Annotated in this window: 24 protein-coding genes, 1 pseudogene and 1 riboswitch; of the genes and pseudogenes, 10 read left to right on the forward strand and 15 right to left on the reverse strand. The window is 71.4% G+C overall.

Features of this window, described 5'->3' with window-relative positions; genetic code table 11:
- Positions 1-60 precede the first annotated feature (60 nt).
- Both ACFQZ6_RS05055 and ACFQZ6_RS05060 read right to left on the reverse strand, forming a co-directional pair.
- Positions 61-1,788 carry a sensor histidine kinase gene (locus ACFQZ6_RS05055; protein ID WP_381605152.1) on the reverse strand — a complete coding sequence of 576 codons (1,728 nt, stop codon included), beginning with the start codon at positions 1,786-1,788 and terminating at the stop codon, positions 61-63.
- A gap of 132 nt (positions 1,789-1,920) precedes the next feature.
- Positions 1,921-2,619, reverse strand: a complete 699-nt coding sequence (locus tag ACFQZ6_RS05060) for a response regulator (RefSeq protein ID WP_381605153.1) — start codon at positions 2,617-2,619, stop codon at positions 1,921-1,923.
- 206 nt (positions 2,620-2,825) lie between these two features.
- Between ACFQZ6_RS05060 and ACFQZ6_RS05065 the strand changes: the two genes are divergently transcribed.
- From ACFQZ6_RS05065 to ACFQZ6_RS05075, 3 genes are all read left to right on the forward strand, one after another.
- On the forward strand, positions 2,826-3,308 hold the full coding sequence (locus tag ACFQZ6_RS05065; RefSeq protein ID WP_381605154.1) for a pyridoxamine 5'-phosphate oxidase family protein: 483 nt from the start codon (positions 2,826-2,828) through the stop codon (positions 3,306-3,308).
- Positions 3,309-3,428: 120 nt separating this feature from the next.
- Positions 3,429-3,896, forward strand: coding sequence for a cyclic nucleotide-binding domain-containing protein (locus ACFQZ6_RS05070; RefSeq protein WP_381605155.1), 468 nt, complete (start codon positions 3,429-3,431; stop codon positions 3,894-3,896).
- Between the two features lie 78 nt (positions 3,897-3,974).
- On the forward strand, positions 3,975-4,784 hold the full coding sequence (locus ACFQZ6_RS05075) for a PhzF family phenazine biosynthesis protein (RefSeq protein WP_381605156.1): 810 nt from the start codon (positions 3,975-3,977) through the stop codon (positions 4,782-4,784).
- Positions 4,785-4,823: 39 nt separating this feature from the next.
- Here the strand turns inward: ACFQZ6_RS05075 and ACFQZ6_RS05080 are convergent, their stop codons facing one another.
- Both ACFQZ6_RS05080 and ACFQZ6_RS05085 read right to left on the reverse strand, forming a co-directional pair.
- The gene (locus ACFQZ6_RS05080; RefSeq protein ID WP_381618085.1) at positions 4,824-5,615 is read right to left on the reverse strand and encodes a CPBP family intramembrane glutamic endopeptidase; all 792 of its coding nucleotides are present in this window, start codon (positions 5,613-5,615) and stop codon (positions 4,824-4,826) included.
- A 109-nt stretch (positions 5,616-5,724) separates the two neighbouring features.
- Positions 5,725-7,242, reverse strand: a complete 1,518-nt coding sequence (locus ACFQZ6_RS05085) for a glutamate--cysteine ligase (RefSeq protein ID WP_381605157.1) — start codon at positions 7,240-7,242, stop codon at positions 5,725-5,727.
- A 537-nt stretch (positions 7,243-7,779) separates the two neighbouring features.
- On the opposite strand from ACFQZ6_RS05085, the pseudogene ACFQZ6_RS05090 reads away from it, so the two are divergent.
- The 6 genes and pseudogenes from ACFQZ6_RS05090 to ACFQZ6_RS05115 all read left to right on the forward strand — a co-directional run bounded on the left by ACFQZ6_RS05090 (position 7,780) and on the right by ACFQZ6_RS05115 (position 12,319).
- A pseudogene (locus ACFQZ6_RS05090) lies at positions 7,780-8,366 on the forward strand (hypothetical protein).
- A 305-nt stretch (positions 8,367-8,671) separates the two neighbouring features.
- Positions 8,672-8,869, forward strand: coding sequence for a DUF5999 family protein (locus ACFQZ6_RS05095; RefSeq protein ID WP_381605158.1), 198 nt, complete (start codon positions 8,672-8,674; stop codon positions 8,867-8,869).
- 164 nt (positions 8,870-9,033) lie between these two features.
- Entirely contained in the window at positions 9,034-9,429 is a 396-nt protein-coding gene (locus tag ACFQZ6_RS05100) for a TOBE domain-containing protein (protein WP_381605159.1), read from the forward strand.
- A gap of 162 nt (positions 9,430-9,591) precedes the next feature.
- Positions 9,592-10,425 carry a molybdate ABC transporter substrate-binding protein gene (gene modA / locus ACFQZ6_RS05105; protein WP_381605160.1) on the forward strand — a complete coding sequence of 278 codons (834 nt, stop codon included), beginning with the start codon at positions 9,592-9,594 and terminating at the stop codon, positions 10,423-10,425.
- On the forward strand, positions 10,422-11,243 hold the full coding sequence (locus tag ACFQZ6_RS05110) for an ABC transporter permease (protein WP_381605161.1): 822 nt from the start codon (positions 10,422-10,424) through the stop codon (positions 11,241-11,243). The genes modA and ACFQZ6_RS05110 overlap by 4 nt, the downstream gene beginning before the upstream one ends.
- Positions 11,240-12,319, forward strand: coding sequence for an ABC transporter ATP-binding protein (locus ACFQZ6_RS05115; RefSeq protein ID WP_381605162.1), 1,080 nt, complete (start codon positions 11,240-11,242; stop codon positions 12,317-12,319). Before ACFQZ6_RS05110 ends, ACFQZ6_RS05115 begins: the two co-directional genes overlap by 4 nt.
- A 34-nt stretch (positions 12,320-12,353) precedes the next feature.
- On the opposite strand, the gene gcvP is transcribed toward ACFQZ6_RS05115, so the two are convergent.
- On the reverse strand, positions 12,354-15,239 hold the full coding sequence (gcvP, locus tag ACFQZ6_RS05120; protein WP_381605163.1) for an aminomethyl-transferring glycine dehydrogenase: 2,886 nt from the start codon (positions 15,237-15,239) through the stop codon (positions 12,354-12,356).
- A 175-nt stretch (positions 15,240-15,414) separates the two neighbouring features.
- Positions 15,415-15,510: riboswitch (glycine riboswitch) on the reverse strand.
- 150 nt (positions 15,511-15,660) lie between these two features.
- Between gcvP and ACFQZ6_RS05125 the strand changes: the two genes are divergently transcribed.
- Complete coding sequence (locus ACFQZ6_RS05125) at positions 15,661-16,002, forward strand: PRC-barrel domain-containing protein (RefSeq protein WP_381605164.1); 342 nt, start codon at positions 15,661-15,663, stop codon at positions 16,000-16,002.
- A gap of 231 nt (positions 16,003-16,233) precedes the next feature.
- Here the strand turns inward: ACFQZ6_RS05125 and ACFQZ6_RS05130 are convergent, their stop codons facing one another.
- The 10 genes from ACFQZ6_RS05130 to ACFQZ6_RS05175 all read right to left on the reverse strand — a co-directional run bounded on the left by ACFQZ6_RS05130 (position 16,234) and on the right by ACFQZ6_RS05175 (position 26,520).
- Positions 16,234-17,598, reverse strand: a complete 1,365-nt coding sequence (locus ACFQZ6_RS05130; RefSeq protein WP_381605165.1) for a DNA polymerase IV — start codon at positions 17,596-17,598, stop codon at positions 16,234-16,236.
- Between the two features lie 93 nt (positions 17,599-17,691).
- Positions 17,692-18,372 carry a MerR family transcriptional regulator gene (locus ACFQZ6_RS05135; RefSeq protein ID WP_360225058.1) on the reverse strand — a complete coding sequence of 227 codons (681 nt, stop codon included), beginning with the start codon at positions 18,370-18,372 and terminating at the stop codon, positions 17,692-17,694.
- A 262-nt stretch (positions 18,373-18,634) separates the two neighbouring features.
- The gene (locus tag ACFQZ6_RS05140) at positions 18,635-19,108 is read right to left on the reverse strand and encodes a bifunctional nuclease family protein (protein ID WP_004002801.1); all 474 of its coding nucleotides are present in this window, start codon (positions 19,106-19,108) and stop codon (positions 18,635-18,637) included.
- A gap of 175 nt (positions 19,109-19,283) precedes the next feature.
- Positions 19,284-20,027: a transcriptional regulator FtsR gene (gene ftsR, locus ACFQZ6_RS05145; protein WP_381605166.1), complete on the reverse strand. Its 744-nt coding sequence runs from the start codon at positions 20,025-20,027 to the stop codon at positions 19,284-19,286.
- A 43-nt stretch (positions 20,028-20,070) separates the two neighbouring features.
- Positions 20,071-21,030, reverse strand: coding sequence for an FHA domain-containing protein (locus tag ACFQZ6_RS05150; protein WP_381605167.1), 960 nt, complete (start codon positions 21,028-21,030; stop codon positions 20,071-20,073).
- 61 nt (positions 21,031-21,091) lie between these two features.
- On the reverse strand, positions 21,092-21,931 hold the full coding sequence (locus ACFQZ6_RS05155; protein WP_381605168.1) for a DUF881 domain-containing protein: 840 nt from the start codon (positions 21,929-21,931) through the stop codon (positions 21,092-21,094).
- A gap of 5 nt (positions 21,932-21,936) precedes the next feature.
- Entirely contained in the window at positions 21,937-22,269 is a 333-nt protein-coding gene (locus tag ACFQZ6_RS05160) for a small basic family protein (protein ID WP_360225068.1), read from the reverse strand.
- Positions 22,270-22,281: 12 nt separating this feature from the next.
- The gene (locus ACFQZ6_RS05165; protein ID WP_381605169.1) at positions 22,282-23,202 is read right to left on the reverse strand and encodes a DUF881 domain-containing protein; all 921 of its coding nucleotides are present in this window, start codon (positions 23,200-23,202) and stop codon (positions 22,282-22,284) included.
- Positions 23,203-23,300: 98 nt separating this feature from the next.
- Positions 23,301-25,796 carry a sugar phosphate nucleotidyltransferase gene (locus tag ACFQZ6_RS05170; RefSeq protein ID WP_381605170.1) on the reverse strand — a complete coding sequence of 832 codons (2,496 nt, stop codon included), beginning with the start codon at positions 25,794-25,796 and terminating at the stop codon, positions 23,301-23,303.
- A gap of 115 nt (positions 25,797-25,911) precedes the next feature.
- Positions 25,912-26,520: a CDP-alcohol phosphatidyltransferase family protein gene (locus tag ACFQZ6_RS05175; protein ID WP_381605171.1), complete on the reverse strand. Its 609-nt coding sequence runs from the start codon at positions 26,518-26,520 to the stop codon at positions 25,912-25,914.
- Positions 26,521-26,629: the final 109 nt, after the last annotated feature.

Here is a 26,629-nt window from a genome sequence, read left to right on the forward strand (position 1 = left end):
GGCGACCGGGGCCGTCCCCGCCCGGCGACCAGCACCGTCACGGCCCGGCGACCAGCGCCGTCACTGCGAGGTGACCGGCGCCCGCCACACCAGCGTGGTGCCGCCGCCGGGCGGGCTGCTCATCTCCAGGTCGCCGCCGAGCTGCTGGGCCCGTTCGGCCATGTTGCGCAGCCCGCTGCGGCGGCCCTCGGCGGGGATGCCCACCCCGTTGTCGGACACCGTCAGGCGCACCTCGCGCCCGTCGGTCTCCAGCGCGACGTCGGCCCGGTCGGCCTGGGCGTGCCGGGCGATGTTGGTGAGCGCCTCGGAGAGCACGGCGACCACGTGGTCGGCGGTCTCGCGCGGCACGTGGGTGTCGACCAGGCCCTCCATGCGCAGGCTGGGCGCGTAGCCGAGCACCGGCGCCGCGTCGCCGACGACGCGGACCACGCGGGCGCGCAGCCCGGGGCCCGCGGCGCCGTCCCGGGTGCGCAGCCCGAAGATCGTGGACCGGATGATCTTGATGGTCTCGTCCAGGTCGTCCACCGCCCGCACCACGCGCTCGGCGGCCTCGGTGTGCTCGATGAACCGGCCCGCGCTCTGGAGTGTCATCCCGGTCGCGAACAGCCGCTGGATCGCCAGGTCGTGCAGGTCCCGGGCGATCCGGTCGCGGTCCTTGAGTACGGCGATCTCCTCGGCGTCCTCGCGGCGCTCCGCCAGCTCCATGGCGATCGCGGCCTGCGCGGCGAAGCCCTGCAACGGCTGGATCTCCTTCTCGGAGAACTGCTGCCTGCCCGCCTCCCGCGCCAGCAGGACCACGCCCTGCACCCCGCCCTCGCCGGTGCCGACGGGGACGGCGACGGCGGGGCCGAGCCCGGCGAAGCGCGGCGGCCCGGCGGTGATGCGCTCGTCGTTGGAGGCGTCCCGGCTGGTGACGGGGGCGGCGCTGTCGAACGCCTCGCCCATCAGGGTGCCGCGCACCGGCAGCACCAGCCCGCGGTGCCACTCCGCCCCCTTGCCGACGGCGAGTTCCACGGCGAGGGTGCCGGTGTCCTCCATCGGCACCGCGAACACGGCGAGCGCCGCGCCGGTGATCTCGGCGGCCCGGCCGGTGATCAGGCCCAGCACCTCGGCGCGCTCGGTGCCGGACATCAGGCCGTGGGTGATCTCCGCGTTGGCCTGGAGCCAGCGCTCGCGCAGCCGGGACTCCTCGTACAGCCGGGCGTTGTCGATCGCGACGCCCGCCGCCACGGCCAGCGTGGCGAGCACCGACTCGTCCTCCTCGTCGAACTGCGCGCCGCCGCGCTTCTCGGTGAGGTACAGGTTGCCGAAGACCTGCTCGCGCACCCGGATCGGGACGCCGAGGAAGGAGTTCATCGGCGGGTGGTGGGCGGGGAAGCCGTACGAGGAGGGGTGGTCGGAGAGCTTCGTCAGGCGCAGCGGCTCCGGGTGCCGGATCAGCTCCCCGAGGATGCCGTGGCCCTCGGGGTAGTGGCCGATCCGGGCGATCTGCTCCTCGCTGATGCCGACGGTGTGGAAGTCGGAGAGCCGCTTGCCGTCCGGGCCGATCACGCCGAGGGCGGCGTACTCGGCGTCGACGAGCACCGCCGCGGCCTCGACGATCCGGCGCAGCGCCTGTTCGAGGTCCAGCTCACGGCCGACCGAGAGCACCGCCTCCAGCAGGCTGTGCACGCGGTCGCGGGTGCCGCGGGCCGCGTCGATACGGGCCTGTAGCTCCTCCAGCAGCTCGTCCAGCCTGAGCTGCGGAAGCTGGACCCGCGCCTCCCGGGACTCGTCGGAGCTCGCCACCAGTGTTCCTCCAGATCGCGCGGCACACCGAAATGATGTGCCGGTCAGAGGACACGTTAATAGGCGGACGCTCAGGAGGTTACTCCGGTGTCGGACTCCCCTTCCGCGACGGCGGTCGCACCGCCTCCCGGGTCAGTGGCCGCCGCCGTTCTGCCGCAGCCGGTCCTGCGCCTGGGTGGCGATCACCGCGGCCTGGATGCGCCGCTCCACACCGAGCTTGGCCAGCAGCCGGGAGATGTGGTTCTTCACCGTCTTCTCCGCGAGGAACAGTTGCTGTCCGATCTGCCGGTTGGTGAGCCCTTCCCCGATCAGGGCGAGGATCTCCCGCTCCCGGGCGGTCAGGCCCGGCAACACGTCCACCTCGGTCTCCTGCTCCTGGCCGCCGCGCAGCCGCGCCATCAGCTTGGTCGCGGCGCTCGGGTCGAGCAGGGACTGCCCCTTGGCGACCGTGCGCACGGCGGAGACCAGGTCCGAGCCCTGGATCTGCTTGAGGACGTAGCCGGCGGCGCCCGCCATGATCGAGTCCAGCAGCGCCTCCTCGTCGTCGAAGGAGGTGAGCATCAGGCACGCCAGGTCCGGCATCCGCGAGCGCAGCTCCCGGCACACGCTCACGCCGTCGCCGTCGGGCAGCCGCACGTCGAGCACGGCGACCTGGGGGCGCAGCGCGGGGACGCGGGCGAGGGCCTGCTCCGCGGTGGCCGCCTCGCCGACCACGGTGATGTCCGGTTCGTCGTCCAGCAGGTCGTGCACTCCGCGGCGTACCACCTCGTGGTCGTCCAGCAGGAAGACCCGGATGGGGGTGCCGGGGCCGCTCTGCTCACTGTCCGCCATGGATGCGCTCCTGATTCCGCTGTCTGGTCGCTGGTACGGCGATCTGCCCGCACCTGTCTCCCCATCCTGCCTGGTGCACTCCCGTAAGGGCCAGGGCCGATGGTCCCTGTTCGCGCCGCGCGCCGCGGGCCGGGGCCGTTCGGCCCTGGTGAACGGGGCGCGCCAGCCGGTCGAATGGACGGATCAAGCCCCCGGAGCACACACACATGACCTTCGACAACGCCCGGACCGCCGCCGCCGGGCCCCGCCAGAGCATCGAACTCGACAACCTCGACGTTGCCGAGGCGCTGCGGCTGCTCGGCAGCGTCTCGCTGGGCAGGATCGTCTTCACCCGGCAGGCGCTGCCGACCGTCCGTCCGGTCAACCACATCCTGGACGGCGGTGACATCGTCATCCGCACCCACGAGGGCGCGGCGCTGACCTCGCACGCGCGCGGCGCCGGCGGCCACGGGGTCGTGGTCGCCTACGAGGCCGACGTGATCGACCCGGACACCCACCTCGGCTGGTCGGTGGTGGTCACCGGGTACGCGTACCTGGTGACCGACGCGGACGAGCTGACCCGCTACCGGGCCCTGCTGCGGCCCTGGGCGCCCCCGGCGCTGGACATGGACCACGCCGTGCGCATCCGCCCCGACCTGGTCACCGGCATCCGCCTGGTCGCCCCGGAGGAGGCGGCGCCGGGCCGGTGAGGGTCCAGTGGCGCCCGTACTGGGGCCGGTCGGCCCACGCTCACGCGGGCGCCGCGCGGCCACCCTGGGAGACGGCGGACAGCACCCTCCCCCACCCCCTCGCCGTACGGGAGGCACCCCATGAACACCGCGCCCACTCCGAGCATGTTGCGCGCGCTGCCCCTGGAGCACCGGCAGCGGCTGATGCGCGTCGCCCGCGAGGTGTCCTTCCCGCAGGGCACCCGGCTCTTCCAGGAAGGCGGTCGGGCGGACCGGTTCTGGATCATCCGCACCGGCACGGTGGAACTCGACATGCACGTGCCCGGCCGCCGCCCGGCCGTCATCGAGTCCCTCGGCCACAACGAACTCGTCGGCTGGTCCTGGCTGTTCTCCCCGCACGTCTGGCACCTGGGCGCCGTCACCACCTCGCCGGTGCGGGCGTACGAGTTCGACGCGACCGCCGTGCGCGCCATGTGCGAGGACGACCCCGCCATGGGCAACACGGTCAGCCAGTGGGTGGGCACCGTCCTGGCCCACCGCCTGCGCGCGTCCCGCACCCGGCTGCTCGACCTGTACGCCCCGTACGGCGCGGGCAGCTCCCTGGGCTGAGAGGTCCACGCCCTTTCGAGTCCAGCGTTCGCGGATTGGCCTTGGCCGCCGCCCGCCCGCCCCCTCTACGGTCGGCTCATGCGGATTCGTATCGTCGACGCCTTCACCGAGCGTCCCTTCTCCGGCAACCCGGCGGGCGTGCTGCTCCTTGACGCCTTCCCTGACGACACCTGGCTCCAGAACGTCGCGCTGGAGGTGAACCACGCCGAGACGGCCTTCGCGCACCGGCTGCCCGGGGGCGGCGAGGCCGACTGGGCGCTGCGCTGGTTCACGCCCGCCACCGAGGTCGACCTGTGCGGCCACGCCACCCTCGCCACGGCGCACGTGCTGCACTCGACGGGCGCCCACGAGGGCCCCGTACGGTTCGCCACCCGCAGCGGCGTGCTCGTCGCGACGCCCGCCGAGGACGGCTCCCTGACCCTGGACTTCCCGACCGCCCCGCTCACCGCGGTGGACGTCCCCGAGGGTGTCGCCGGGGCCCTGGGCGCCGAGCCACGCGCGGCCTACGACACCGGCCCGCACGTCGGTGACCTGCTGGTGGAGCTGGCCGACGAGAAGACGGTGCACGCCCTGCGCCCGGACCACAAGGCGCTGGCCGCCTACTCCACCCGCGGCGTCATCGCCACCGCCCGCGCCGAGGACCCCGCCCGCGGCTACGACTTCGTCTCCCGGTGCTTCTTCCCGAACGTCGGCATCGACGAGGACCCGGTCACCGGCAGCGCGCACACCGCCCTGGCCCCCTACTGGTCGGAGCGCCTCGGCCGCCCCGACCTCACCGGCCTCCAGGCGTCCCCGCGCTCCGGGCGCGTCCGCACCTCGCTGCGCGGCGAGCGCACCCTCCTGACGGGCCGCGCGGTCACCGTCATCGAGGGCGAGCTGCACGCCTGACCAGCGGGCCGGGAGGGCGTACGGGGCGTCGGCCGCCGCTCAGGCGGTCGGTAGCCAGTCCACCTTCCCGGCCAGCAGCCCGTACCCGACGAACGCGCCGATGTCGAGCAGCGAGTGCGCCACCACCAGCGGCCCCACGCGCCCCCAGCGCCGGTACAGGTAGACGAAGACGACGCCCATCACCATGTTCCCGATGAACCCGCCGACGCCCTGGTACAGGTGGTACGAGCCGCGCAGCACCGAACTGCCCATCAGCGCCGCCCCCGGCGACCAGCCCAGTTGCCCGAGCCTGCGCAGCAGGTAGCCGACGACGATGACCTCCTCCACCACGGCGTTCTGGATCGCGGAGAGGATCAGCACGGGGTACTTCCACCACACCTCGGGCAGCGCCTCCGGCACCACGGTGAGGTTGAAGCCGAGACCGCGGGCGGCGAGGTAGAAGGCGATGCCGCTGCTGCCGATGACGGCGGCGATCACCGCGCCCCGGCCGAGGTCGGGCCAGGGCCGGGTACGGTCGAAGCCGAGGGTGCGCAGGCCGCGGCCCTCGCGGAGCAGGAAGTGCGCGACGAGCGCCACCGGCACCAGCGCGGTCGCGATGCCGAAGAGCTGCCAGGCGAGGTCCAGCCAGGGCCGTCCGGGCGCGGCGGAGGCGTTGAGCGTGGCCGCCTGGTCCTTGAGGCCGCCCGGCCTGGTCACCGACCCGACGAAGCTGATCAGCGCGGACACCCCGCTCGCGCCGAGCGACACCGCCAGCACGAGCAGCGTCTCGTCCCGCAGCCGCCGCCGCGAGAGCCCCTCGTCCGCGATCCCCGAGCCCGCCTCCACCCGCACACCCGCCTTCACTCAGCCATCCACCGGCCCCCCATCTTCGCCGGTCACTGCCGTATCGGCGGCACCGGGGGCGGCGTCAGGGGGTCCGGCTAACCGGCCGGGTGCGGGCTCAGCCCAGCGGCACCGGCTCCGGGAGCCCCACGGGCCAGGCGTGCACCGGGTCACCGACGTGCATCAGCTCGCAGTAGCGCCGGGTGGTCGCCGCGAGGGCGACGTCCCGGGAGAGCCCGGCCTCCAGCGCCCGGTGGAAGGTGGCGACCTGCCAGGACGCCCCGTTGAACCGGCGCCTGCACCGCTCGTCGATCACGCCCAGGTACAGGTCCCGGTCGGCGGGCTCCACGCCCCACGCGTCCAGGCCCACCTCGGCGAGCGGCAGCAGTTCGTCGCGGACCAGGCGCACGGCGTCGACCTCGGTCGTCCCGCCGTACCGCACCGGGCGCGGCCACTGGAAGCGGGCCTCGACGCCGTACCGGCAGGCGGCGTCGAAGTTGGCCGCCGCCGCCTCGAAGGGCAGCCGGGTCCACACCGGCCGGGACTCGTCCGCGAGGGCGCGCACCAGCCCGTAGTAGAAGGCCGCGTTGGCGATGACGTCGGTGATGGTGGGTCCGGCGGGCAGCACGCGGTTCTCCACCCGCAGGTGGGGCACGCCGTCCGCGATGCCGTACACGGGCCGGTTCCAGCGGTAGACGGTGCCGTTGTGCAGCACGAGTTCCGCGAGCGCGGGCACCCCGCCCTCGTCGATGACGGCGAGCGGGTCCTCGTCGTCGCAGATCGGCAGCAGCGCCGGGAAGTAGCGCAGGTTCTCCTCGAACAGGTCGTACGCCGAGGAGATCCACCGCTCGCCGAACCAGGTGCGCGGCCGTACCCCCTGGGCCTGCAACTCGGGCGGCCGGGTGTCGGTGGACTGCTGGAACAGCGGCGGCCGGGACTCCCGCCACAGCTCCCGGCCGAAGAGGAACGGCGAGTTCGCCCCCACGGCGATCTGCGCGGCGGACGCGACCTGCGCCGCGTTCCACACGTCCGCGAACCGCCCCGGCGTCACCTGGAGGTGGAGCTGCACGGAGGTGCAGGCGGCCTCGGGGGCGATCGACTTGGAGGTGCAGGTGAGGTGCTCCACGCCCGCGATGTCGAGGGCGAAGTCCTCCCCGCGGGCGGCGACGATCTGGTCGTTGAGGAGGGTGTAGCGGTCGACGTCGGAGAGGTTGGAGGAGACCAGGTCATCGCGGTCCAGGGTCGGCAGAATACCGATCATCGCGATTCCCGCGGACACCTCCCCGGCTTTCCGGTCGGCATATGCCAGTGACGTGCGGAGTTCCTCCGCGAGTCGGTCGAATACCCGGCCGCCCAATCGGTGTGGGGCTATGTTGACCTCAAGGTTGAACATGGCGAGTTCTGTTTGGAAGTCCCGACTGGCGATCCGTTCCAGGACTTGCGCATTCAACATTCTCGGCATCCCGTCGGCACCGACGAGATTCAATTCGATCTCCAGCCCCATGAGGTTCTTGGGCCGGTCGAACCGCCGCTCCGCCAGGAGGCGCTCCAGCCCCTCCAGGCACTGCCGGAGCTTGTCGCGGTAGCGCTGCCGATCGGACAGGTCGAACGCGCCCGCCACGACCTTCTCCCCCATGGAGCGTCCCTCCTCGCACGGTGTCCGGGTCAGGGTGGATGATGCCCCGTCGAAGCGATCGGTAACGTCCCCGGCGGACCCCGCCGCGCGCTACTGTGGTCTCCGCGGAACCCGACGGCCCCATGGCACATTCACCCGGCAAGTTGCCCCGTGAAATTTCCGGTGCCCCAGATCTCGTGAAAAACGCCGATGAGAATTAGCCTACCGCAGCGGCGACAAATGACGAGGTCAGCGCGGTGTGACCAGCGCGGAATCGGGAAGAATCCCGCGTATCACCGACCGAATGAACCCTTGCCGCAGCCGCCGGAAACGACTAGACGAAACACAGCCTGAACACGTGTCGTATAAACTCCGCGCACAGGCAGAAGGTTGGCGCCCGCGGTCACAGAGTCCTGCCGTCGGTCCGCAGCGCGGCAGACCGCACCCGTCCCGCACGCACTCGACCCCGGCCCTGCCTTCCTGACCTGGTGAGCTGACAGCGCCGTCCGCCCCCGCCCCCTCGCGCCACCGTGCCTGTCGATTGAGAGGCGACCCACCATGCCGCTGCATGTCCCCGAGGCTCCCGCGCCCGCACTCCGTACCGTCCTCACGGCTCTCGGTTCCCCCACCGCCGTCCGTGAGGCCGCACCCCCTCCCTGCGCACCGCGCAGGGCCCCGTCACACCCGAACTGCCGCTGCCGGTGCACGTACTGGACCGGATCTCCGCCAAGGGCACCCCGGCCACCCGCCTCGCGGGCTGGCGGTTCCTGATCCGCGGCGGCGACCGCGCCCTGGCCGCCGCGGAGACGATGCTGACCCCCGACGGCTGGGCCTTCTCGCACTTCTTCGAGGGCCCCTACGTCACCTCCACCGAGCGCGCGCTGCGCCAGGCGGAGTCCCTGACCCAGCCGTACCAGCCGCGCCTGCTGTCGCTGCCCGGCCTGTACATGCTCACGCTCTGGCTGCACGGCGACCACACCGCGGACGGCGCCACCGGCCACCCGGCCGCGACCGACCTGCTGGTGCCGCTCGCCCCGGCCCCGCCCGGGATCGCCGCCCACCGCCCGCACCGGGTGGCCGACCTGCTCCCGGTCCTCACCCACCGGGCCACCCCGCCGACCCCGCTGCTCGGCTCGCCCGCCTGACCACCGCCCCGTACCCCGCCGCCGGGCCACCCACCAGACCCGGCGGCGGGGTACACCCCTGTCCGGACCGGTGGCGCACGGAATGACTAGCCCTATCCGGCCACGGCGAACCACCCGAAGTGACCGTGCAGTTGGGCTGAACCGTCCGCGTGGGTGACGGCGTCCTGAACCTGTGAGGAGCGGTGCCGCGAAATCCCTGCGGATCGCCGCCCAGAGGGCAACACTGGGTTCCGACCGACTTTTCCACGGGGGCGGCCATGAACGAGTCCATTCCACACCTCACACCACACCGAGAGAACCCACCCATGTGTCAGCACCAGCCACCGTGTCCGTCAGCCGATTCCGCCGACCGGGAGTCCGCCCGCCTCGTGGCGCACCACCCGGAGCAGGGCTGGAGCCTGCTGTGCAACGGCGTCCTGCTCTTCGAGGACACCGGTGAGCTGCTGCCGGACGGCAGGATCATCGACCCGCACCGTCCGCTCCAGGTGATGACGGCGGCCTGAGCACGACCGGGCGGGTACGACACCCCGCCCGCGGCGACTGAAGGGGCCGGGCCCGCGGAACCACACCGCGAACCGGCCCCGACGTGCGTCCGGTGCCGGTCACTCCCCGTAGCCGACCGCACCCGTTGGCGTGAGACGCACCACACCGCTCTAGGGTGACGACCATGCAGTCCTACACCATCGGCCAGGCCGCACGCCTGCTCGGGGTCAGCCCGGACACCGCGCGCCGCTGGGCGGACGCGGGCCGCGTGCCCACCCACCGCGACGACAACGGACGGCGGCTCATCGACGGCCGGGACCTCGCCGCGTTCTCCGTCGAACTCGCCACGGCCGACACCGCCGACGAGGAGACCTCCTACACCTCGGCCCGCAACGCCTTCCCCGGCATCGTCACCGCCGTCAAGCTCGGTGACGTCGCCGCCCAGGTCGAGATCCAGGCGGGCCCGCACCGGCTGGTGTCCCTGCTGACCCGCGAGGCCGTCGAGGAACTCGGCCTGGAGGTCGGCGTGGCGGCCACCGCCCGCGTGAAGTCGACCAACGTCCACATCGACCGCGCCTGACCCACACCCAAGCCGCACATGCGAACCAACATCACCGCCCCACCTCGCTCATGCGATGCTCCTACAGACATACGGCTCGCATCTGCGCAAGTATCATCGGCGTAAAGTCGACGCACTGGACGGGCCCGCGAGGCCCTTCCCGGACACCGAGCGAGGGCCCACGTGACCATCCGTTCCGCACGCCGCACCCGCCACGCCCTGACGGCGGGCGCGGTCGGCGGCGCCGCGCTGCTGCTCCTGAGCGCCTGCTCCCCGGCCGTCGACACCCAGTCCGGCTCCGACGCCAGCGTCGCCCCCTCCTACAGCGCCTCGACGAAGGTCTCCGGCACCGTCACGGTCCTCGCCGCCGCCTCCCTGAAGGAGACCTTCACGGCACTCGCCGCGGAGTTCGAGAAGCGGCACCCCGGCACGAAGGTGACGCTCAGCTTCGGCGGCAGCGACAACCTCGCCGCGAGCATCACCGGCGGCGCCCCGGCCGACGTGTTCGCCGCCGCCAGCCCCGGGACGATGGAGACCGTGGTCAACGCGGACGGTACGGCGGGCCCGCCCGCCACCTTCGTCCGCAACGAGCTGGAGATCGCCACCCTGCCCGGCAACCCCGACCAGATCACCACCCTGAAGGACCTCGGCAAGTCCGGCCTGAAGGTCGTGCTCTGCGACGAGACGGTGCCCTGCGGCATCGCCGCGAAGCGCGCCCTCGAAGCGGGCGGCGTCCAGGTCACCCCCGTCTCCTACGAGCAGGACGTCAAGAGCGCCCTGACCAAGGTCGAGCTGAAGGAGGCCGACGCCGCCCTCGTCTACCGCACCGACGTCCGGGCGGCGGGCGGCAAGGTGACCGGCGTCGCCTTCCCCGAGTCCGCGCAGGCCATCAACAACTACCCGATAGCCCGGCTGAAGGACGCGCCCAACGCCGAGGGCGGTCAGGCGTTCGTCAACCTCGTACGCTCCGCCGAGGGCCGCAAGATCCTCACGGACGCCGGCTTCCTCGCGCCATGACCCGCCGATCGGCCACCGGCGGGACCCGGCGCCGCGGCACCCGCTCCGTGCCGCTGCCGCTGCTCGTCCCCGCCCTCGCGGGCCTGGCCTTCCTCCTGCTGCCCCTCGTCGCCCTGCTCATCCGCACGCCCTGGCGCACCCTGCCCGACCAGTTGACCAGCGAGGAGGTCTGGCAGGCGCTGCGGCTGTCACTGGTGTGCGCCACCTCGGCGACCGCGCTGAGCCTGGTCATCGGCGTCCCGCTGGCCTGGCTGCTGGCCCGCGCCGACTTCCCCGGCCGCCGACTGGTGCGGGCGCTGGTGACCCTGCCGCTGGTGCTGCCCCCGGTGGTCGGCGGCGTGGCGCTGCTGCTCGCCCTCGGCCGCAACGGCGTCGTCGGGCAGTGGCTGGACGCCTGGTTCGGCGTCACCCTGCCGTTCACCACCACCGGCGTGATCCTCGCGGAGACGTTCGTGGCGATGCCGTTCCTCGTCATCAGCGTCGAGGGCACCCTGCGCGCCGCCGACCCGCGCTACGAGGAGGCCGCGACCACCCTCGGCGCCTCCCGCTTCACCGCGTTCCGGCGCGTGACCCTGCCGCTGATCGCGCCGGGCGTCGCCGCCGGTGCCGTACTCGCCTGGGCACGCGCCCTCGGGGAGTTCGGCGCGACCATCACCTTCGCGGGCAACTTCCCGGGCCGCACCCAGACCATGCCGCTCGCGGTCTACCTCGCCCTCCAGAACGACCCCGCCGCCGCCATCGCCCTCAGCCTGGTCCTGCTCGCCGTGTCCATCGCGGTCCTGGCGGGCCTGCGCGACCGCTGGCTGACCCCGTCATGACACCCAGGGAAGCGCACCCCATGACCGACCTCCGCGGCGGCCTCGACGCCCACCTCGTCGTCGACCGCGGCGCCTTCCACCTGGACGTGGCGCTCGGCGCCGCCCCCGGCGACGTCGTCGCGCTCCTCGGACCCAACGGCGCGGGCAAGACCACCGCCCTGCGCGCCCTCGCCGGTCTCACGCAGCTCACCGGCGGGCACCTGCGCCTCGACGGCACCGAGCTGGACGGCACACCGCCGGAGTCCCGCCCGGTCGGCGTCGTCTTCCAGGACTACCTGCTCTTCCCGCACCTGTCGGCGCTGGACAACGTGGCCTTCGGCCCGCGCTGCCAGGGCGTGCCGAAGGCGGCGGCCCGCGCGCAGGCGGCCGAGTGGCTGGCCCGCATGGGCCTCACCGACCACGCCCACGCCAAGCCGAGGCGGCTCTCCGGCGGCCAGGCGCAGCGCGTGGCCCTCGCCCGCGCCCTGGCCACCCGCCCCCGGCTGCTCCTGCTGGACGAGCCCCTGGCCGCGCTGGACGCCCGCACCCGCCTGGAGGTGCGCGCCGGGCTCCGCCGCCACCTGGCGGACTTCGAGGCGGTCGCCGTCCTCGTCACCCACGACCCGCTGGACGCCATGGTGCTGGCCGACCGCCTGGTGGTGGTCGAGGACGGCCGGGTCGTCCAGGAGGGCACGCCCGCCGAGATCGCCCGCCGTCCGCGCACCGACTACATCGCCCAGTTGGTCGGCCTGAACCTCTACCAGGGCGAGGCGGACGGCCACACGGTCCGCGTCGGCGCGCAAGGCCCCGCCATCGCCACCACCGAGCAGCTCACGGGCCCGGCGTTCGTCGCCTTCCCGCCGAACGCGGTCACCCTCCACCGCGACCGCCCCACCGGCTCCAGCGCCCGCAACCTCTGGCACTGCGAGGTCACGGGCCTGGAAACCCACGGCGACCAGATCCGCGCCGCCCTGAACGGCGAGGTCAGCCTCACGGCGGACCTCACGACGATCGCGGCGGCGGAACTGGACCTGCACCCGGGCGCGAAGGTCTGGGCCACGGTGAAGGCGTCCCAGACGCACGCCTACCCGGCGTGACCTGCCCGGCAGGCGTGCGTCCGAAGAACCGGCCTCAGTCGTCGTACGCGTCCAGCGGCGGGCAGGAACACACCAGGTTCCGGTCCCCGAACGCCTGGTCGATCCTGCGCACCGGCGGCCAGTACTTGTCCGCGACGGACACCCCGCCCGGGAACACGGCTTCCTCCCGGCTGTAGGCGTGCTCCCACTCGCCCCCCACGGAGGCGGCGGTGTGCGGAGCGTTCCGCAGCGGGTTGTCGTCGGCGGGCCACTCCCCGGCCCCGACCTTCTCGATCTCCCCGCGGATGGCGATCATCGCCTCGCAGAACCGGTCCAGCTCGACCAGGTCCTCCGACTCGGTCGGCTCGATCATCAGCGTCCCGGCCACCGGGAACGACATCGTCGGCGCGTGGAAGCCGTAGTCGATGAGCCGCTTGGCGACGTCGTCGACGCTCACGCCGGTCGCCTTGGTCAGCGGGCGCAGGTCGATGATGCACTCGTGCGCGACCAGCCCGCCCGGCCCGGTGTAGAGCACCGGGAAGTGCGGCTCAAGGCGCTTGGCGATGTAGTTGGCGCTGAGCACGGCCACCTGGGTGGCCCGCTTGAGCCCCTCGCCGCCCATCAGCCGGACGTACGCCCAGGAGATGGGCAGGATGCCCGCGGAGCCCCAGGGCGCCGCGGAGATGGGCCCCACGCCCGTCTCGGGACCGGCGGCGGGCTGGAGCGGGTGGTTCGGCAGGTACGGCGCCAGGTGCGACCGTACGGCCACCGGACCGACGCCGGGACCGCCGCCGCCGTGCGGGATGCAGAACGTCTTGTGCAGGTTCAGGTGGGAGACGTCGCCGCCGAAGTGCCCCGGCTTGGCGAGCCCGACCAGCGCGTTGAGGTTGGCGCCGTCGACGTAGACCTGCCCACCGGCCTCGTGGACCTGGGCGCAGATGTCCGCGACGTGCTCCTCGAACACACCGTGCGTGGACGGGTACGTGATCATCAGCACCGCCAGCTCGTCACGGTGCTGCTCGATCTTGGCCCGCAGGTCCTCGACGTCGATCTCGCCGTCCTCGGCGGTCTTCACGACGACGACCTTCATCCCGGCCATGACGGCGCTCGCGGCGTTGGTCCCGTGCGCGGAGGACGGGATCAGGCACACGGTCCGCTGCTCGTCCCCGTTGGCCCGGTGGTAGCCGCGGACGGCGAGCAGCCCGGCCAGCTCGCCCTGCGACCCGGCGTTGGGCTGGAGGGAGACCTTGTCGTACCCGGTGACCTCCGCGAGCCGCTCCTCCAGCTCACGGATGAGCGTGAGGTAGCCCTCGGCCTGCTCGGCGGGCGCGAACGGGTGCAGTTGCCCGAACTCGGGCCAGGTGACCGGCTCCATCTCGGTGGTCGCGTTGAGCTTCATGGTGCAGGAGCCCAGCGGGATCATGCCCCGGTCCAGCGCGTAGTCCCGATCGGCGAGCCGCCGCAGGTACCGCAGCATGGCCGTCTCGGACCGGTGCTGGTGGAAGACCGGATGGGCCAGGAACTCGTCGCTCCGCAGCAGCGCCTCCGGCAGCGCGTCCTCGCTCCCCGCGTCCAGCGCCTCGACGTCACCCTCGACGCCGAAGGCGTCCCACACGGCGGTGAGCTGGGCCCGCGTGGTGGTCTCGTCGCAGGCGACCGAGACGTGGTCGGCGTCGACGAGCCGCAGGTTGACGCCGTTGTCCCGCGCGGCCTCCACGACGGCACCGGCGCGCCCGGGGACCCGCGCGGTGACGGTGTCGAAGAAGGAACCGTGCACGACCTCGACGCCCCCGGCGACGAGCCCCGCGGCGAGGAGGGCGGCGTACCGGTGGGTCCGCGCGGCGATGCCCCTCAGCCCCTCGGGCCCGTGGTAGACGGCGTACATCCCGGCCATGACGGCGAGCAGCACCTGGGCGGTGCAGATGTTGCTGGTGGCCTTCTCGCGCCGGATGTGCTGCTCCCTGGTCTGGAGCGCGAGCCGGTACGCCTTGTGCCCGTCGGCGTCCACGGAGACCCCCACGAGCCGCCCGGGCAGGCTGCGCGCGAACTTCTCCTGTACGGCCATGTAACCGGCGTGCGGCCCGCCGAAGCCCATCGGCACACCGAACCGCTGGGTCGTGCCGACAGCGATGTCCGCGCCCAGCTCGCCCGGCGACTTCAGCAGCGTGAGCGCCAGCAGGTCGGCGGCGACGGTGACGACGGCACCCAGCTCATGGGCCCGCTCGATCACGGGCGCGAGGTCCCTTACGGCACCGGAGGCGCCGGGGTACTGCAGGAGCACCCCGTTGATCTCCCGCTCGGCCACGTCGGCCGGGATGCCGTCGCTCAGGTCGGCGACGACGACCTCCACGCCGGTCGGCTCGGCGCGGGTCTGTATCACGGCGATGGTCTGCGGCAGGGCGTCCGCGTCGACGAGGAAGAGGCCCTTCTTGTTCTTGCCCATGCGCCGCGACAGCGCCATCGCCTCGGCGGCGGCGGTGCCCTCGTCGAGCAGGGAGGCGCCGGAGGTCGGCAGCCCGGTGAGGTCGGCGACGACGGTCTGGAAGTTCAGTAGAGCCTCGAGCCGTCCTTGAGAGATCTCCGGCTGGTAGGGCGTGTAGGCCGTGTACCAGGCCGGGTTCTCCATCACGTTGCGGAGGATGACCGGCGGCGTGAAGGTCCCGTGGTAACCGAGCCCGATCATGGAACCGAGCACCTGGTTGCGCTCGGCGAGCGACCGCAGCTCGGCCAGCACCTCGGCCTCGCTCCGCGCCTCCGGCAGCTCCAGCGACTCGGCGTTCTTGATCACGTCCGGCACGGCGGCGGCGGTCAACTCGTCGAGCGAGCCGTAGCCGACCTGCGCGAGCATCTTCGCCCGCGCTTCCTGGTCGGGTCCGATATGGCGCTGCTCGAAGGCGATGCCCCGCTCAAGCTCGGCGAGGGGAATGCGATGGGCGGTCATACGGAGGCCTCCATGGTCTGACACGACCTTCGGGGGACACCACGAGACGGGTGTCCCGACGGCCTCCCCCTCTGTCATCTCAACCTGAGAGCTTCACCGGACGCCCGCGGGCCTCCGGCTTTCACCGTCGGTGAGGGCGGACGCCGTCGACACCCGCCCTGCTTTCCAGAGTGACCTCGTCCGTGCGGTACGTGGGCCTGAGAGATTCCGGGGAGGATTTGCTCCTTCGGCGCCTCCGATGGTGTCTGGAGGACTCTCCCGCACGGGGTCAGCAGCCGTCCGCCAGCCTACCAGCGCGCACAAGACCGGGTCTTCGAGTGGCCGCCCTCCTCAAACTGCTCTTTCGTAGTAACCGGAGCAAAGCGCCCAGACCGCTACGAGTCACGCCGTAACGGTTGACTTGCGACCAGTTGGAGGGCCCGTGCAGACCGACATCGATCCGCGCAACCTGATCGGCCGCAAGGCGTTCGACCGCAACGGCGTCAAGATCGGCACGATCGACGAGGTCTACCTCGACGACGCCACCGGCGTCCCCGAATGGGCCGCCATACGCACCGGCCTCTTCAGCCGGGACGCCTTCGTCCCCCTGGAGCCCAGCGAACTCGTCGAAGGCGCCCTCCACATCCCGTTCGACCGCGCCCTGATCAAGGACGCCCCCGACTTCGGCGTAGGCCGCCACCTCTCCCCCGAACAGGAACTCCAGCTCTACCACCACTACGCCATGGACACGACCCCGTCCCCCACGGAGGAGGCCGAGGCGTAACCCCTGCCCGCCCGTCCACCCCACCCGCCTAGCCTGCGGGCAGCCGCACAGCCAAGGCGCCCCCACCCGACCCGCCCCCGTCTTAGCCTGCGGGCAGTCGTGCCGCTGGGGCGGCACGGGTGGGCGCTGGGGGCACCCCCTGCTCGAAGAGCTTGGGGGAGGCACCCCGCAGCGCCGGGCCGCGCACCCCACCCCCGGCCAGCACCTAGACGGCGCCCCCACCGACGCCGCTCACCGCACCGCCCCCGGCACTACCCCCGGCACCAGCGGCAACGGCTCCACCCCCACCAACTCCGGATCCCCGATCCGAAACGTCCGCACCCGCCCAGGCAAGGACCCCGGCGTCTCAAACCGCACGGTCACCCGCCCCACCCCACTCCCCTGCACCCACCCGTACCCGTACTCCGCATGACGCACATCGGCCCCCGGCACCCACCGCCGCTCACCCCCCTCCCCCTCCTGCCGCACGCGTTCCCCCTCCGGCTCCCCGTCCTCGACCCCCACCCGTTCCTCCGACTCGCCCTCCACCGCCTGCGCGAACAAATCCTCCTGCGTGTAATCCGCAAGCCCACTGACCCCCACCCCCAACAACCGCACACCCCCGGTGGTGTCCACCCCCTCCAGCAACCGCGCGGCAGCCTCCCGCACCACCACCGCGTCATCCGTCGGCCCCCGCAACGTCTCCGACCGCGTCAGCGTCGAGAAGTCGTACCGCCGCACCTTCAACACGATCGTCCGCCCGGACAACCCAGCCGCCCGCAACCGCCGCACACACCGCTCCGCGAGCCGCTGCACCTCCAGCCCCACCCGCACCCGGTCATGGATGTCCACGTCATACGTGTCCTCGACCGAGACGGACTTGGTCTCCCGCTCAGCCACCACCGCCCGCTCGTCCCGCGCCAACGCCATCGCGTACAGCGCCTGCCCGTGCGCCTTCCCCAGCAGCCGGACCACCTCGTCCTCACCCGCCTCGGCGATCTCCCCCACCGTGGTGATCCCGGCCCGCCGCAGATGGTCACCGGTCGCGGGCCCCACCCCCGGCAGCGTCCGCACCGGCATCGGCTCCAGCAGCGCCCGCTCGCTCCCGGGCTCGATCACCACCAGCCCATCGGGCTTGGCCTGCTCGGAGGCGATCTTCGCCAGCATCTTGGACGCGGCGAGCCCCACCGACCCGGTCAGCCCGGTAACCCGCCGTATGTCCGCCCGCAGCGCGCTCCCCACCAGCCGCGCCGACGCCTCGTCCCACGCCGCTCCCCCGGCCTCCAGGTCGACGAACGCCTCATCCAGGCTGAGCGGCTCCACCAGCGGCGACAGCGCCCGCAGCAACTCCATGACCTGCTCGCTGACCGCCCGGTAGAGCTGGAACCGCGGCACGAGGTACGCGGCGTTCGGCGCGAGCCGCCGCGCCTGTGCCATGGGCATCGCGGAGTGCACCCCGAAAACCCGGGCCTCGTACGACGCGGTGGCCACCACCCCGCGCGGCCCCAGCCCGCCCACGATGACGGCCTTCCCGCGCAGGCTCGGCTTCGACGCCTGCTCCACCGAGGCGTAGAAGGCGTCCATGTCGAGATGCAGGATCGTGGGCGCGGTTCTCACATCTCCGATGCTGCCTCACACCACTGACAACGCCCCACCCACGCACGGCGCAGCCGATCAGCCGGACCCGGCGAGCCCCACGTCGGACCCGTCTCACACCGCCCGGTTACGCCGCCGCGCCAGCTCGTCCGCCGGATTGTGCCCGACGAGTGTCTCCCCGGTGTCCACCCGCTCCCCGTGAAGCTGCGACAGCGCGTTCTCGACGTCCCGCCACACCACGCCGACCGCGATCCCGAAGATCCCCTGCCCGCCCTGGAGCAGCGCGTGGACCTCGTCGGACGAGGTGCACTCGTACACCGTCGCCCCGTCGCTCATCAACGTCATCCGCTCAAGATCCCGGAACCCGCGCTCCCGCAGGTGCTGTACGGCGCTACGGATGTTCTGCAGGGACACCCCGGTGTCCAGGAACCGCTTGACGATCTTCAGGACGACGACGTCCCGGAAGCTGTAGAGCCGTTGCGTCCCCGACCCGTGGGCGGGCCGCACGCTCGGCTCCACCAGCCCCGTACGGGCCCAGTAGTCGAGCTGCCGGTAGGTGATCCCGGCGGCGGCGCACGCCGTCGGGCCCCGATAGCCGATCTCTTCGGATGCCATGGACGCCGCCCCTCCGCTGCTGGGCACGGCCGACGGGCGCTGCACAGCGTGATCGGCCGCCCGGACCTGGGGATATCCCCCGTTCGAGCGGAGCCGCGAGCTTGAGGGAGGGTACGGACCGCTCTCCCCCGGAATGCGTCCGGGGGCACCCCCAGCCGTACCGTCGCCGCTGCTTCTCACGCCGACCTCCGTCCTTGACCTGCCTTCTCGACGGTAGGCAGTCACCAAGGGTGCGTCAACGATCGCCACACTCGGCACGCCGAGTGATAATCACCCTAAGAGTGGTTTCCCGTGCCCCACCGCGGGGAAAGGCTAGCCGAATGCTCTCGTGATGGGCCTCATGACGGCCTCACTGGCCCCCGGCACATGCCAGAACGCGAACGGTCACCGCCCCCCAGGCCGACCCGCGCGGACCACCGGTCCGCCGGGCCGACGGCGCGGCTCACTGGCTGCTGGTGCCGAAGTCCTCCGGCGAGATCTGGTCGAGGAACTCGCGGAACTTCTCCACCTCGTCCTCCTGCTCGTCCGGAATCGCGATACCGGCGTCGTCGAGGACCCCGTCGCTGCCGTAGATCGGCGTTCCGGTACGCAGGGCCAGCGCTATGGCGTCGGACGGCCGGGCGCTCACCTCGACACCGCTGGCGAAGACCAGCTCCGCGTAGAAGACCCCTTCACGCAGGTCCGTGATGCGTACTTCGGTCAGTTCCTGGCCGACGGCCTCCAGCACGTCCTTGAACAGGTCGTGGGTCAGCGGCCGTGCGGGGGCCATGCCCTGCTGGGCGAAGGCGATCGCCGTCGCCTCCCCCGGCCCGATCCAGATGGGGAGGTAACGGTCGCCTCCCACTTCGCGCAGGAGCACGATCGGTTGGTTGGAGGGCATTTCGACCCGGACACCTACGACATCGAGCTCGTTCACACAGCAACCCTAGGACGTGCCCGGGACGTTTGGGTAGTCGGGCCGCCATGGACCGCCCGGACTCACCCCACCCGAACCCCGTCGAACCCCACCGAAACCCCTGCTCGCGCCCGCCGGACCTGCACCAAGCACAACCCGGCACACCCGATGCGCCCGGCACACCCGCTACACCCGTTTACGGCAGCCGTACCCCGAGCGCCGTCCGCACCAGCGCCGCGTGCAGCCGCATCGTCAGCCCCGCCAGCTCCCTCGTACGGGCCTCGGCGTGCGTCCTGGTCTGCGGATTGCGGTGCCGCCGCAGCGGCGCCACCACCTGGTCCACCAGCCCCGCCTCACGCTCGGCCGCGGCCTTCATCAGCCGCAGGTGCCGCGGCTCGATCCCGAACCGCCCCAGCTCGGCGACGAGCGCCGCCACGGTGACCACCTCGGCGTCGTACGCCCCGTCGGGCAGCGCGGAGATCAGCCCGTACGACTCCCACTCGGCCAGCTCCGCCTCGTCGATCCCGGCGGCGGCCAGCAGCTCGGTCCGCCCGATCCGGGCCGCCGTGGGCCCCTCAGCGGCCTCAGGGGCGGCCTCCGCGTCCCCCTGCCGCTGCTGGCCCAGCACGGGAAGCGGAACGGCCTCACCGCGCTCCAGGGCCTCCAGGTGCTCACGGATCACCTTGAGCGGAAGGTAGTGGTCCCGCTGCATCCGCAGCACCAGACCGAGCCGCTCCACGTCCTCCGCGCTGAACTTGCGGTAACCCGAGGGGGTCCGCTGCGGCTCGATCAGCCCCTCCGCCTCCAGGAACCGGATCTTGGAGATGGTGACCTCGGGGAACTCCTCACGCAGCACGGTCAGCACCGTGCCGATGCTCATCAGCCCACTGTCCGTGGCGGCGGTACCGCGCCCGGCACCGCCGCTCGGTGATCGCAGCATGGACCTTCCCTCGCAGTTCCCCCGGACCGGGTCCGGGGGCGGGTCAGATGCCCTGCCTGCTGGCGTAGAAGACCAGTCGGTACTTGCCGATCTGGACCTCGTCGCCGTTCGACAGGGCGACCTGGTCGATCCGCTCGCGGTTGACGTACGTACCGTTCAGCGAACCCACGTCGGCGACCGTGAACGAGCCGTCGGGGCTGCGCCGGAACTCCACGTGGCGGCGCGAGACCGTGACGTCGTCCAGGAAGATGTCGCTCTGCGGGTGCCGCCCGGCCGTGGTCAGGTCGCTGTCCAGCAGGAAGCGGCTGCCCGAGTTCGGCCCGCGGCGCACGACCAGCAGCGCCGAGCCCAGCGGCAGCGCGTCGACGGCCGCCTGCGCCTCCGGGGAGAGCATCGGCACCGCCGTCTGGCCGGTCGCCTCGGCGTCGTAGGCCTCAAGCCCGCTGATCGAGATCGTGGACGTCGTCTCCGACGGACGCTCCGCCGCCGCCCCGGCCCGCAACGGCGCGCCACAGTTGGAGCAGAAGCGGCTGTTCTCCGCGTTGCGGTTACCGCACCTCGTACACACCAGCGCCGACATGGACGGATCCTCCTGCCGCGGCTGCCCCCCAGGGGCTTGGGACGCGTACGGGTCGCCGGAGAACCCTCCACCCGCACTCGAGGCTGACGGTTGCCCGAAACCTATGCCTGCGGCCTGGGCAGGGTCAACAGACGGCGCGCCCTGACCACCGGGGACACCACCTTGCGGACCCGCCACCTGATCCCGGTACAGCGGGCGCTGGCCCTCCGCGTCGGGCTGTGCGCGGTGCCGAGCGGTCGCGTTGTCGCGACCCTCTCGCGCGCTCTTGCCGAACAACTTCGCAAACAACTTCACGGGCGATTCCCCTTGACCGAAACAGACCCGCCCGTGGGGCAGGACGAACCCTGACTGCACACTCTGGCCGACCCGGACATCTTCACAACGTCCGTCTCCACCAGACAGTTTCCACCACGCACCACCCATTCGGTGCGCCGACCCCCCGCAACCTCATGCCCTGGCCGGACCTCTCCCATGCACCCCCGGTTCACTGGGAGGACGACCGAGCGTAGTCAGGGCGCTTCGCCGCTCGCAAGGCATCCACGACGATCTTGTCCGACCGCTCCACAGTAACGGTGGCCTGCTCCTTCTCCAGCATCTGCACCACGCCTCCTGGGATGTTGAGCGCCGGTTCGAGGTCCTGCGGCTTGCCGATGACCTGGAAACGATAGGGCGCGTTGATCTTGTTCCCGTCGACGCTGACGCCTTTCCCCGACTCCGGCTCCGTCAGGTAGGTACCAGCGACCACGCGCACCCCGTTCACCTGGATCGCCTCGGCACCGGCCGCGCGCAGCTCCTGCACCGCGTCGAGCAGCATGTGCGCCTCGACCGTCCCCTTCGTGTCCTCGATGGTCATCGTGATACCGGGCCCCTGCGCCGCCACGGTCCCCGCCAGGATCCCGAGTTGCCGCTCCTTCTCGATCCGCTGCCTGCGGGCCTCCTCGGCCTGGTCCGAACTGTTCTCCAGCTCGTCCCGCTGCTCCTCAAGATCCTGCTTCTCGTCTTCTAGACGCTGAGTACGGTCATCGAGTTCATCGAGGATGCGAACAAGATCTTCCTGACGCGCGCCCCGCAGCGCGCTGTCGCCGTCGCTGTTGGAGGCGACCTGGACGGCCAGCCCGAAACCGAGCCCGAACAGCAGCAGCGCGACGATCAGTTGCGCCCGGCTCACCCGCGGCGGCCACAGCCCCTGCGCCAGCCGCTGCCGACCGGTCAGCTCCGGCTCACCGGCCTCCTCCGGGACCTCGACGCTCCGCGCCTGCGCGGGCACCTCCGCGGGCAGCTCCCTGCGCAGCCGGTTCTCCGGCGCCTCGTCCTTCTCGCTCATCGCCCTCACGCCCGGAACACATGCCGCCGGATCGCGGCGGCGTTGGAGAAGATGCGGATCCCGAGGACGACCACGACGCCGGTGGACAGTTGCGCGCCCACGCCCAGCTCGTCGCCGAGGAAGACGATCAGCGCGGCCACGACCACGTTCGACAGGAACGACACCACGAAGACCTTGTCGTCGAAGATCCCGTCGAGCATGGCCCGCAGGCCACCGAAGACGGCGTCGAGCGCCGCGACCACGGCGATCGGCAGATAAGGCTCGACGGCCGCCGGAACCTCGGGCCGGACCAACAATCCGGCCACGACTCCCACGACGAGGCCCAGTACGGCGATCACGTTGTGCCTTCCTCAGTTCTTCTCGGTTCTCGGCTGTGCTGTCCCGGTCAGCGGCTCAGCGGTACGGACGATCACACTGGGTGCCGCGGCCAGCCGGAGGTCGTCCGCCACGGAGATGCTCGCGCGGATGCCGAAACTCTCCTTCAGGGCGTCCAGGTAGAGCCCGTCCGCGCTGTCCTGGAACCGGCCCTTCAGCTCTTCCCCGTCCCCCACCGCGAGGACCGTGTACGGCGGCACCAGCGGCCTGTTGTCGACCAGTATGGCGTCGCCCGCGGCCCTGATCGCGGACAGCGCCGTCAGCCGCTGCCCGTTGATCGAGACGGCCTCGGCACCCGACTCCCACAGCCCGTTCACCACGCGCTGCATGTCCCGGTCCCGTACCCGCCCCGTGTCGGAGAAACCCGACGTCCCGCGCGGGTCGCTGTTTCCGCCCGCCGCGGTGTCCTCGGCGTCGTTGACGACCAACTTCACCCCGGGACCGCGCACTTCGGCGGCGCCGGACAGGATCCCCAGCAGCGCCGTACGGTCCCCGCCGCCGCTCTCCCTGAGCGCCTCGCGCTGACGCGCGCCCACCTCGTCGCGCAGCTCGTCGACGCTGTCCTCCAGCTCGTCCGCCGCGGCGGTCTCGCTCTCGATGCGGTCGATCAGCTCCTCGCGCTCCTTGGCGACGACGGGAGCGGCGACCCGCGCCTGCGCCGCGCCGACCGTGACGACGAGGGCCGCCAGTACCAGACCGGCGGCCAGGCCGAGCTTCGCGCGCAGCGTCTTGGGCAGTCCCCCGGCCCCCGCGGCCTCCTTGCGCGCCGCCGCCTCGGCGTACCCGTCGTCGAGGCTGTGGTCCATGACGTTGGTCAGCAGCGACATGGAGGCGTCCGGACGCGCGGGGCGTGGCGGTGTGCTCCGAACGGGGGGCTGCTGCGGCATGTCGCACATCGTCGCATGTCGCGACCACTACCTCCGAACGGCCCCACCGGCGTGCCGGACAGGCCCCCTTGGGGACACTTGTCCGGCACGCGCGCGTGCGGGGTGTTTTACCGTCCGGCGCTGTCCACCACCGCCGACCACTCGTCGAGCAGGGCCTGCGCGGAGGCGTCGTCCGGGCCCTCCGCCCACAGATGGGTGACCGCCTCGGCCGGGTCGGGCAGCACCAGCACCCAGCGCCCGTCGGACTCCACCACGCGCACCCCGTCCGTGGTGTCCACGTCGCGTTCTCCGGCCGCCTCGACGACCCGCCGCATCACCAGGCCCTTGACGGCCCACGGGGTCGCCAGATCCCGCTTCAGGACGTGCGCGCGCGGGATCCGCGCGTCGATCTGGCTGAGCGTGAGCTGCGTCCGCGCCACCAGCCCGATCAACCGCACGAAGGCGGCCGTACCGTCGAAGACGCTGCTGAACTCGGGGACGATGAACCCGCCCTTCCCGTCCCCGCCGAAGATCGTCGACTCGTCCCGCCCGACCCGCGTCAGATCGTCCGGCGAGGTGGTGGTCCAGTCCACCTGCGTGCCGTGGTAGGCCGCCACCTGCTCGGCGATCCTCGTCGTGGTCACCGGCAGCGCCACCCGCCCACTGCGCCGCTCCGCGGCCACCAGGTCGAGCATCACCAGCAGCGCCCGGTCGTCCTCGATGATCCGCCCCTTCTCGTCGACCAGCGACAACCGCTCACCGACGGGGTCGAACCGCACACCGAACGCGGCCCGCGCGGACGCGACGATCTCTCCCAGCCGGACCATCCCGGACCGCCGCGCCTCCGCCGACTCCGTCGGCCTGGACTCGTCGAGACCGGGGTTGATCGTCAGCGAGTCCACACCCAGCTTGCCCAGCAGACTGGGCAGCACCAGCCCGGAGCTGCCGTTCGACGCGTCGACGACGACCTTCAGCCCCGACTCGGCGATCCCGGTCGTGTCGACGTTCCGCAGCAGCGACCCGGTGTACGAGTCGAAGACGCTCGCCGGGAAGTGCAGGTCCCCGATCTCCCCGGGGAACGCCCGCCGGTACTCCTGCCGCGCGAACACCCGGTCCAGCTTGCGCTGACTGCCCTGCGACAGGTCGGCACCCTGCCCGTCGAAGAACATGATGTCCACCGAGTCCGGCACCCCGGGCGTGGTCCGGATCATGATCCCACCGGCACTGCCCCGCGCCGTCTGCTGCCGGGCCACCGGCAGCGGTACGTTCTCCAGGTCCCGTACGTCGATGGCGCTGGCCTGCAACGCGGAGATGACCGCACGCTTCAGCGCCCGAGCGCCACGGGAGTGGTCGCGGGCGGTGGTGACGGTGGAGCCCTTCTTGAGCGTCGTCGCGTAGGCACCGGCCAGCCGCACCGCCAGCTCGGGGGTGATCTCCACGTTGAGAATCCCGGAGACGCCCCGCGCACCGAACAGATGCGCCTGCCCCCTGGACTCCCATATCACCGACGTGTTGACGAAGGCACCGGCCTCGATCGTCTTGAACGGGTAGACCCGGACGTTGCCCTGGACGATCGACTCCTCGCCGATCAGGCACTCGTCCCCGATGACCGCCCCGTCCTCGATCCGCGCGGCCCGCATGATGTCGGTGTTCTTCCCGACGACACAGCCGCGCAGATTGCTGTGCTGCCCGACGTACACGTTGTCGTGCACCACGGCCTTGTGCAGGAACGCCCCGCTCTTGACGACGACGTTCGAGCCGACGACCGTGTGCTCGCGGATCTCGGCACCGGCCTCGACCTTGGCGTAGTCCCCGATGTAGAGCGGCCCGCGCAGCACCGCGTCGGGGTGCACCTCGGCGCCCTCCGCCACCCACACGCCCGGCGAGATCTCGAACCCGTCCAGCTCGACGTCGACCTTGCCCTCCAGGACGTCGGCCTGCGCCTTCACATAGCTCTCGTGGGTGCCGACGTCCTCCCAGTAGCCCTCGGCGACATAGCCGTAAATCGGCTTGCCTTCCTTCATCAACTGGGGGAAGACATCACCCGACCAGTCGACGGGCACGTCCGCCTCGACGTAGTTGAACACCTCGGGCTCCATCACGTAGATGCCCGTGTTCACCGTGTCCGAGAAGACCTGCCCCCAGGTCGGCTTCTCCAGGAAACGCTCGACCTTGCCTTCCTCATCGACGATGGTGATACCGAATTCCAGCGGATTCGGCACCCTCGTCAGGCAGACCGTGACCAGCGACCCCTTTTCCTTGTGGAAGCTGATCAGATCCGTGAGGTCGAAGTCGGTCAGCGCATCACCGGAGATGACGAGGAACGTGTCGTCCTTCAACGCCTCTTCGGCGTTCTTCACGCTTCCGGCGGTACCGAGTGGCTTCTCCTCATTGGCATAGGTCAGCTCCATGCCGAGTTCCTCGCCGTCACCGAAGTAGTTCTTCACCAGCGACGCGAGGAACTGGACTGTGACAACGGTCTCGTTGAGCCCATGCCTTTTGAGCAGCCGCAGAACGTGCTCCATGATCGGCCGGTTGGCCACCGGCAGGAGCGGCTTGGGCATACTTGAGGTCATGGGACGAAGGCGTGTGCCTTCGCCACCGGCCATCACGACGGCCTTCATGTCGGAAGCGTCCTCCTCTAAGAGACGACGGTCTAGCCGACTACTCCCGTCCGAATTGTCCCGCACTTTTCCACGGCGGGCCATCGCGCCACTGCGGCTGCTTCAATCGGCGAGGTCAATCGGCCATGGCGTCCGCCCGAACCAGACGGCGCACCTGTACCACGTAGAGAACTCCTGCCCACCAGTACAGGGTTGTACCCCATCCGGCGAACGCCCATCCGAAAATAGCAGCGAGTGACGAGATCCATCCACTTCCGTCACTGAGCAGGAGCAGTGGAAACGCATACATCAAGTTGAACGTCGCGGCCTTCCCCAGGAAGTTCACCTGCGGCGGCGGATAGCCGTGCCGCCTGAGGATGCCGACCATCACCAGCAGGACCAGCTCACGGCCCAGCAGTACAAGGGTCAACCAGATTGGCAGAATCTCCCGCCAGGTGAGCCCCACCAAAGTCGAAAGAATGTAGAGCCGGTCGGCCGCCGGATCAAGAAGTCGGCCGAGGCTGCTGATCTGGTTCCAGCGCCGCGCGAGCTTACCGTCCAGGTAGTCACTGATCCCGCTCAGCGCCAGCACGAGCAGCGCCCAGCCATCGCTCTTGGGCCCGCCGAACTCGGGCCTGAGGATCAGCCACAGGAAGAGCGGCACGCCAACGAGCCGCGCCATGCTGAGGATGTTCGGGATGGTGAGCACCCGATCCGTCTGGACACGGGTCTCCTGGACCTCCACCCGGGAGCCTCCTGTGGGGAACGAGCCAACGATGCCTCCTGACCTTACCTCAACGCAAAAAAGCTCTGGCTCCCGGGTCAGCGACCCAAGAGCCAGAGCTGTAAAAGGA

The sequence above is a fragment of the Streptomyces flavalbus genome, assembly GCF_042674625.1.
Classification (GTDB): Bacteria; Actinomycetota; Actinomycetes; order Streptomycetales; family Streptomycetaceae; genus Streptomyces; species Streptomyces flavalbus.

What these genes read in the sequence shown, in the direction of transcription:
- ACFQZ6_RS05060 (WP_381605153.1), bottom strand. Translation starts at nt 2,619, where the DNA reads ATGGCGGACAGTGAGCAGAGCGGCCCCGGCACCCCCATCCGGGTCTTC.
- ACFQZ6_RS05065 (WP_381605154.1), top strand. Translation starts at nt 2,826, where the DNA reads ATGACCTTCGACAACGCCCGGACCGCCGCCGCCGGGCCCCGCCAGAGC.
- ACFQZ6_RS05070 (WP_381605155.1), top strand. Translation starts at nt 3,429, where the DNA reads ATGAACACCGCGCCCACTCCGAGCATGTTGCGCGCGCTGCCCCTGGAG.
- ACFQZ6_RS05075 (WP_381605156.1), top strand. Translation starts at nt 3,975, where the DNA reads ATGCGGATTCGTATCGTCGACGCCTTCACCGAGCGTCCCTTCTCCGGC.
- ACFQZ6_RS05085 (WP_381605157.1), bottom strand. Translation starts at nt 7,242, where the DNA reads ATGGGGGAGAAGGTCGTGGCGGGCGCGTTCGACCTGTCCGATCGGCAG.
- ACFQZ6_RS05095 (WP_381605158.1), top strand. Translation starts at nt 8,672, where the DNA reads ATGTGTCAGCACCAGCCACCGTGTCCGTCAGCCGATTCCGCCGACCGG.
- ACFQZ6_RS05100 (WP_381605159.1), top strand. Translation starts at nt 9,034, where the DNA reads ATGCAGTCCTACACCATCGGCCAGGCCGCACGCCTGCTCGGGGTCAGC.
- ACFQZ6_RS05110 (WP_381605161.1), top strand. Translation starts at nt 10,422, where the DNA reads ATGACCCGCCGATCGGCCACCGGCGGGACCCGGCGCCGCGGCACCCGC.
- ACFQZ6_RS05115 (WP_381605162.1), top strand. Translation starts at nt 11,240, where the DNA reads ATGACACCCAGGGAAGCGCACCCCATGACCGACCTCCGCGGCGGCCTC.
- gcvP (WP_381605163.1), bottom strand. Translation starts at nt 15,239, where the DNA reads ATGACCGCCCATCGCATTCCCCTCGCCGAGCTTGAGCGGGGCATCGCC.
- ftsR (WP_381605166.1), bottom strand. Translation starts at nt 20,027, where the DNA reads ATGCTGCGATCACCGAGCGGCGGTGCCGGGCGCGGTACCGCCGCCACG.
- ACFQZ6_RS05150 (WP_381605167.1), bottom strand. Translation starts at nt 21,030, where the DNA reads ATGGGTGGTGCGTGGTGGAAACTGTCTGGTGGAGACGGACGTTGTGAA.
- ACFQZ6_RS05155 (WP_381605168.1), bottom strand. Translation starts at nt 21,931, where the DNA reads ATGAGCGAGAAGGACGAGGCGCCGGAGAACCGGCTGCGCAGGGAGCTG.
- ACFQZ6_RS05165 (WP_381605169.1), bottom strand. Translation starts at nt 23,202, where the DNA reads ATGTGCGACATGCCGCAGCAGCCCCCCGTTCGGAGCACACCGCCACGC.
- ACFQZ6_RS05170 (WP_381605170.1), bottom strand. Translation starts at nt 25,796, where the DNA reads ATGAAGGCCGTCGTGATGGCCGGTGGCGAAGGCACACGCCTTCGTCCC.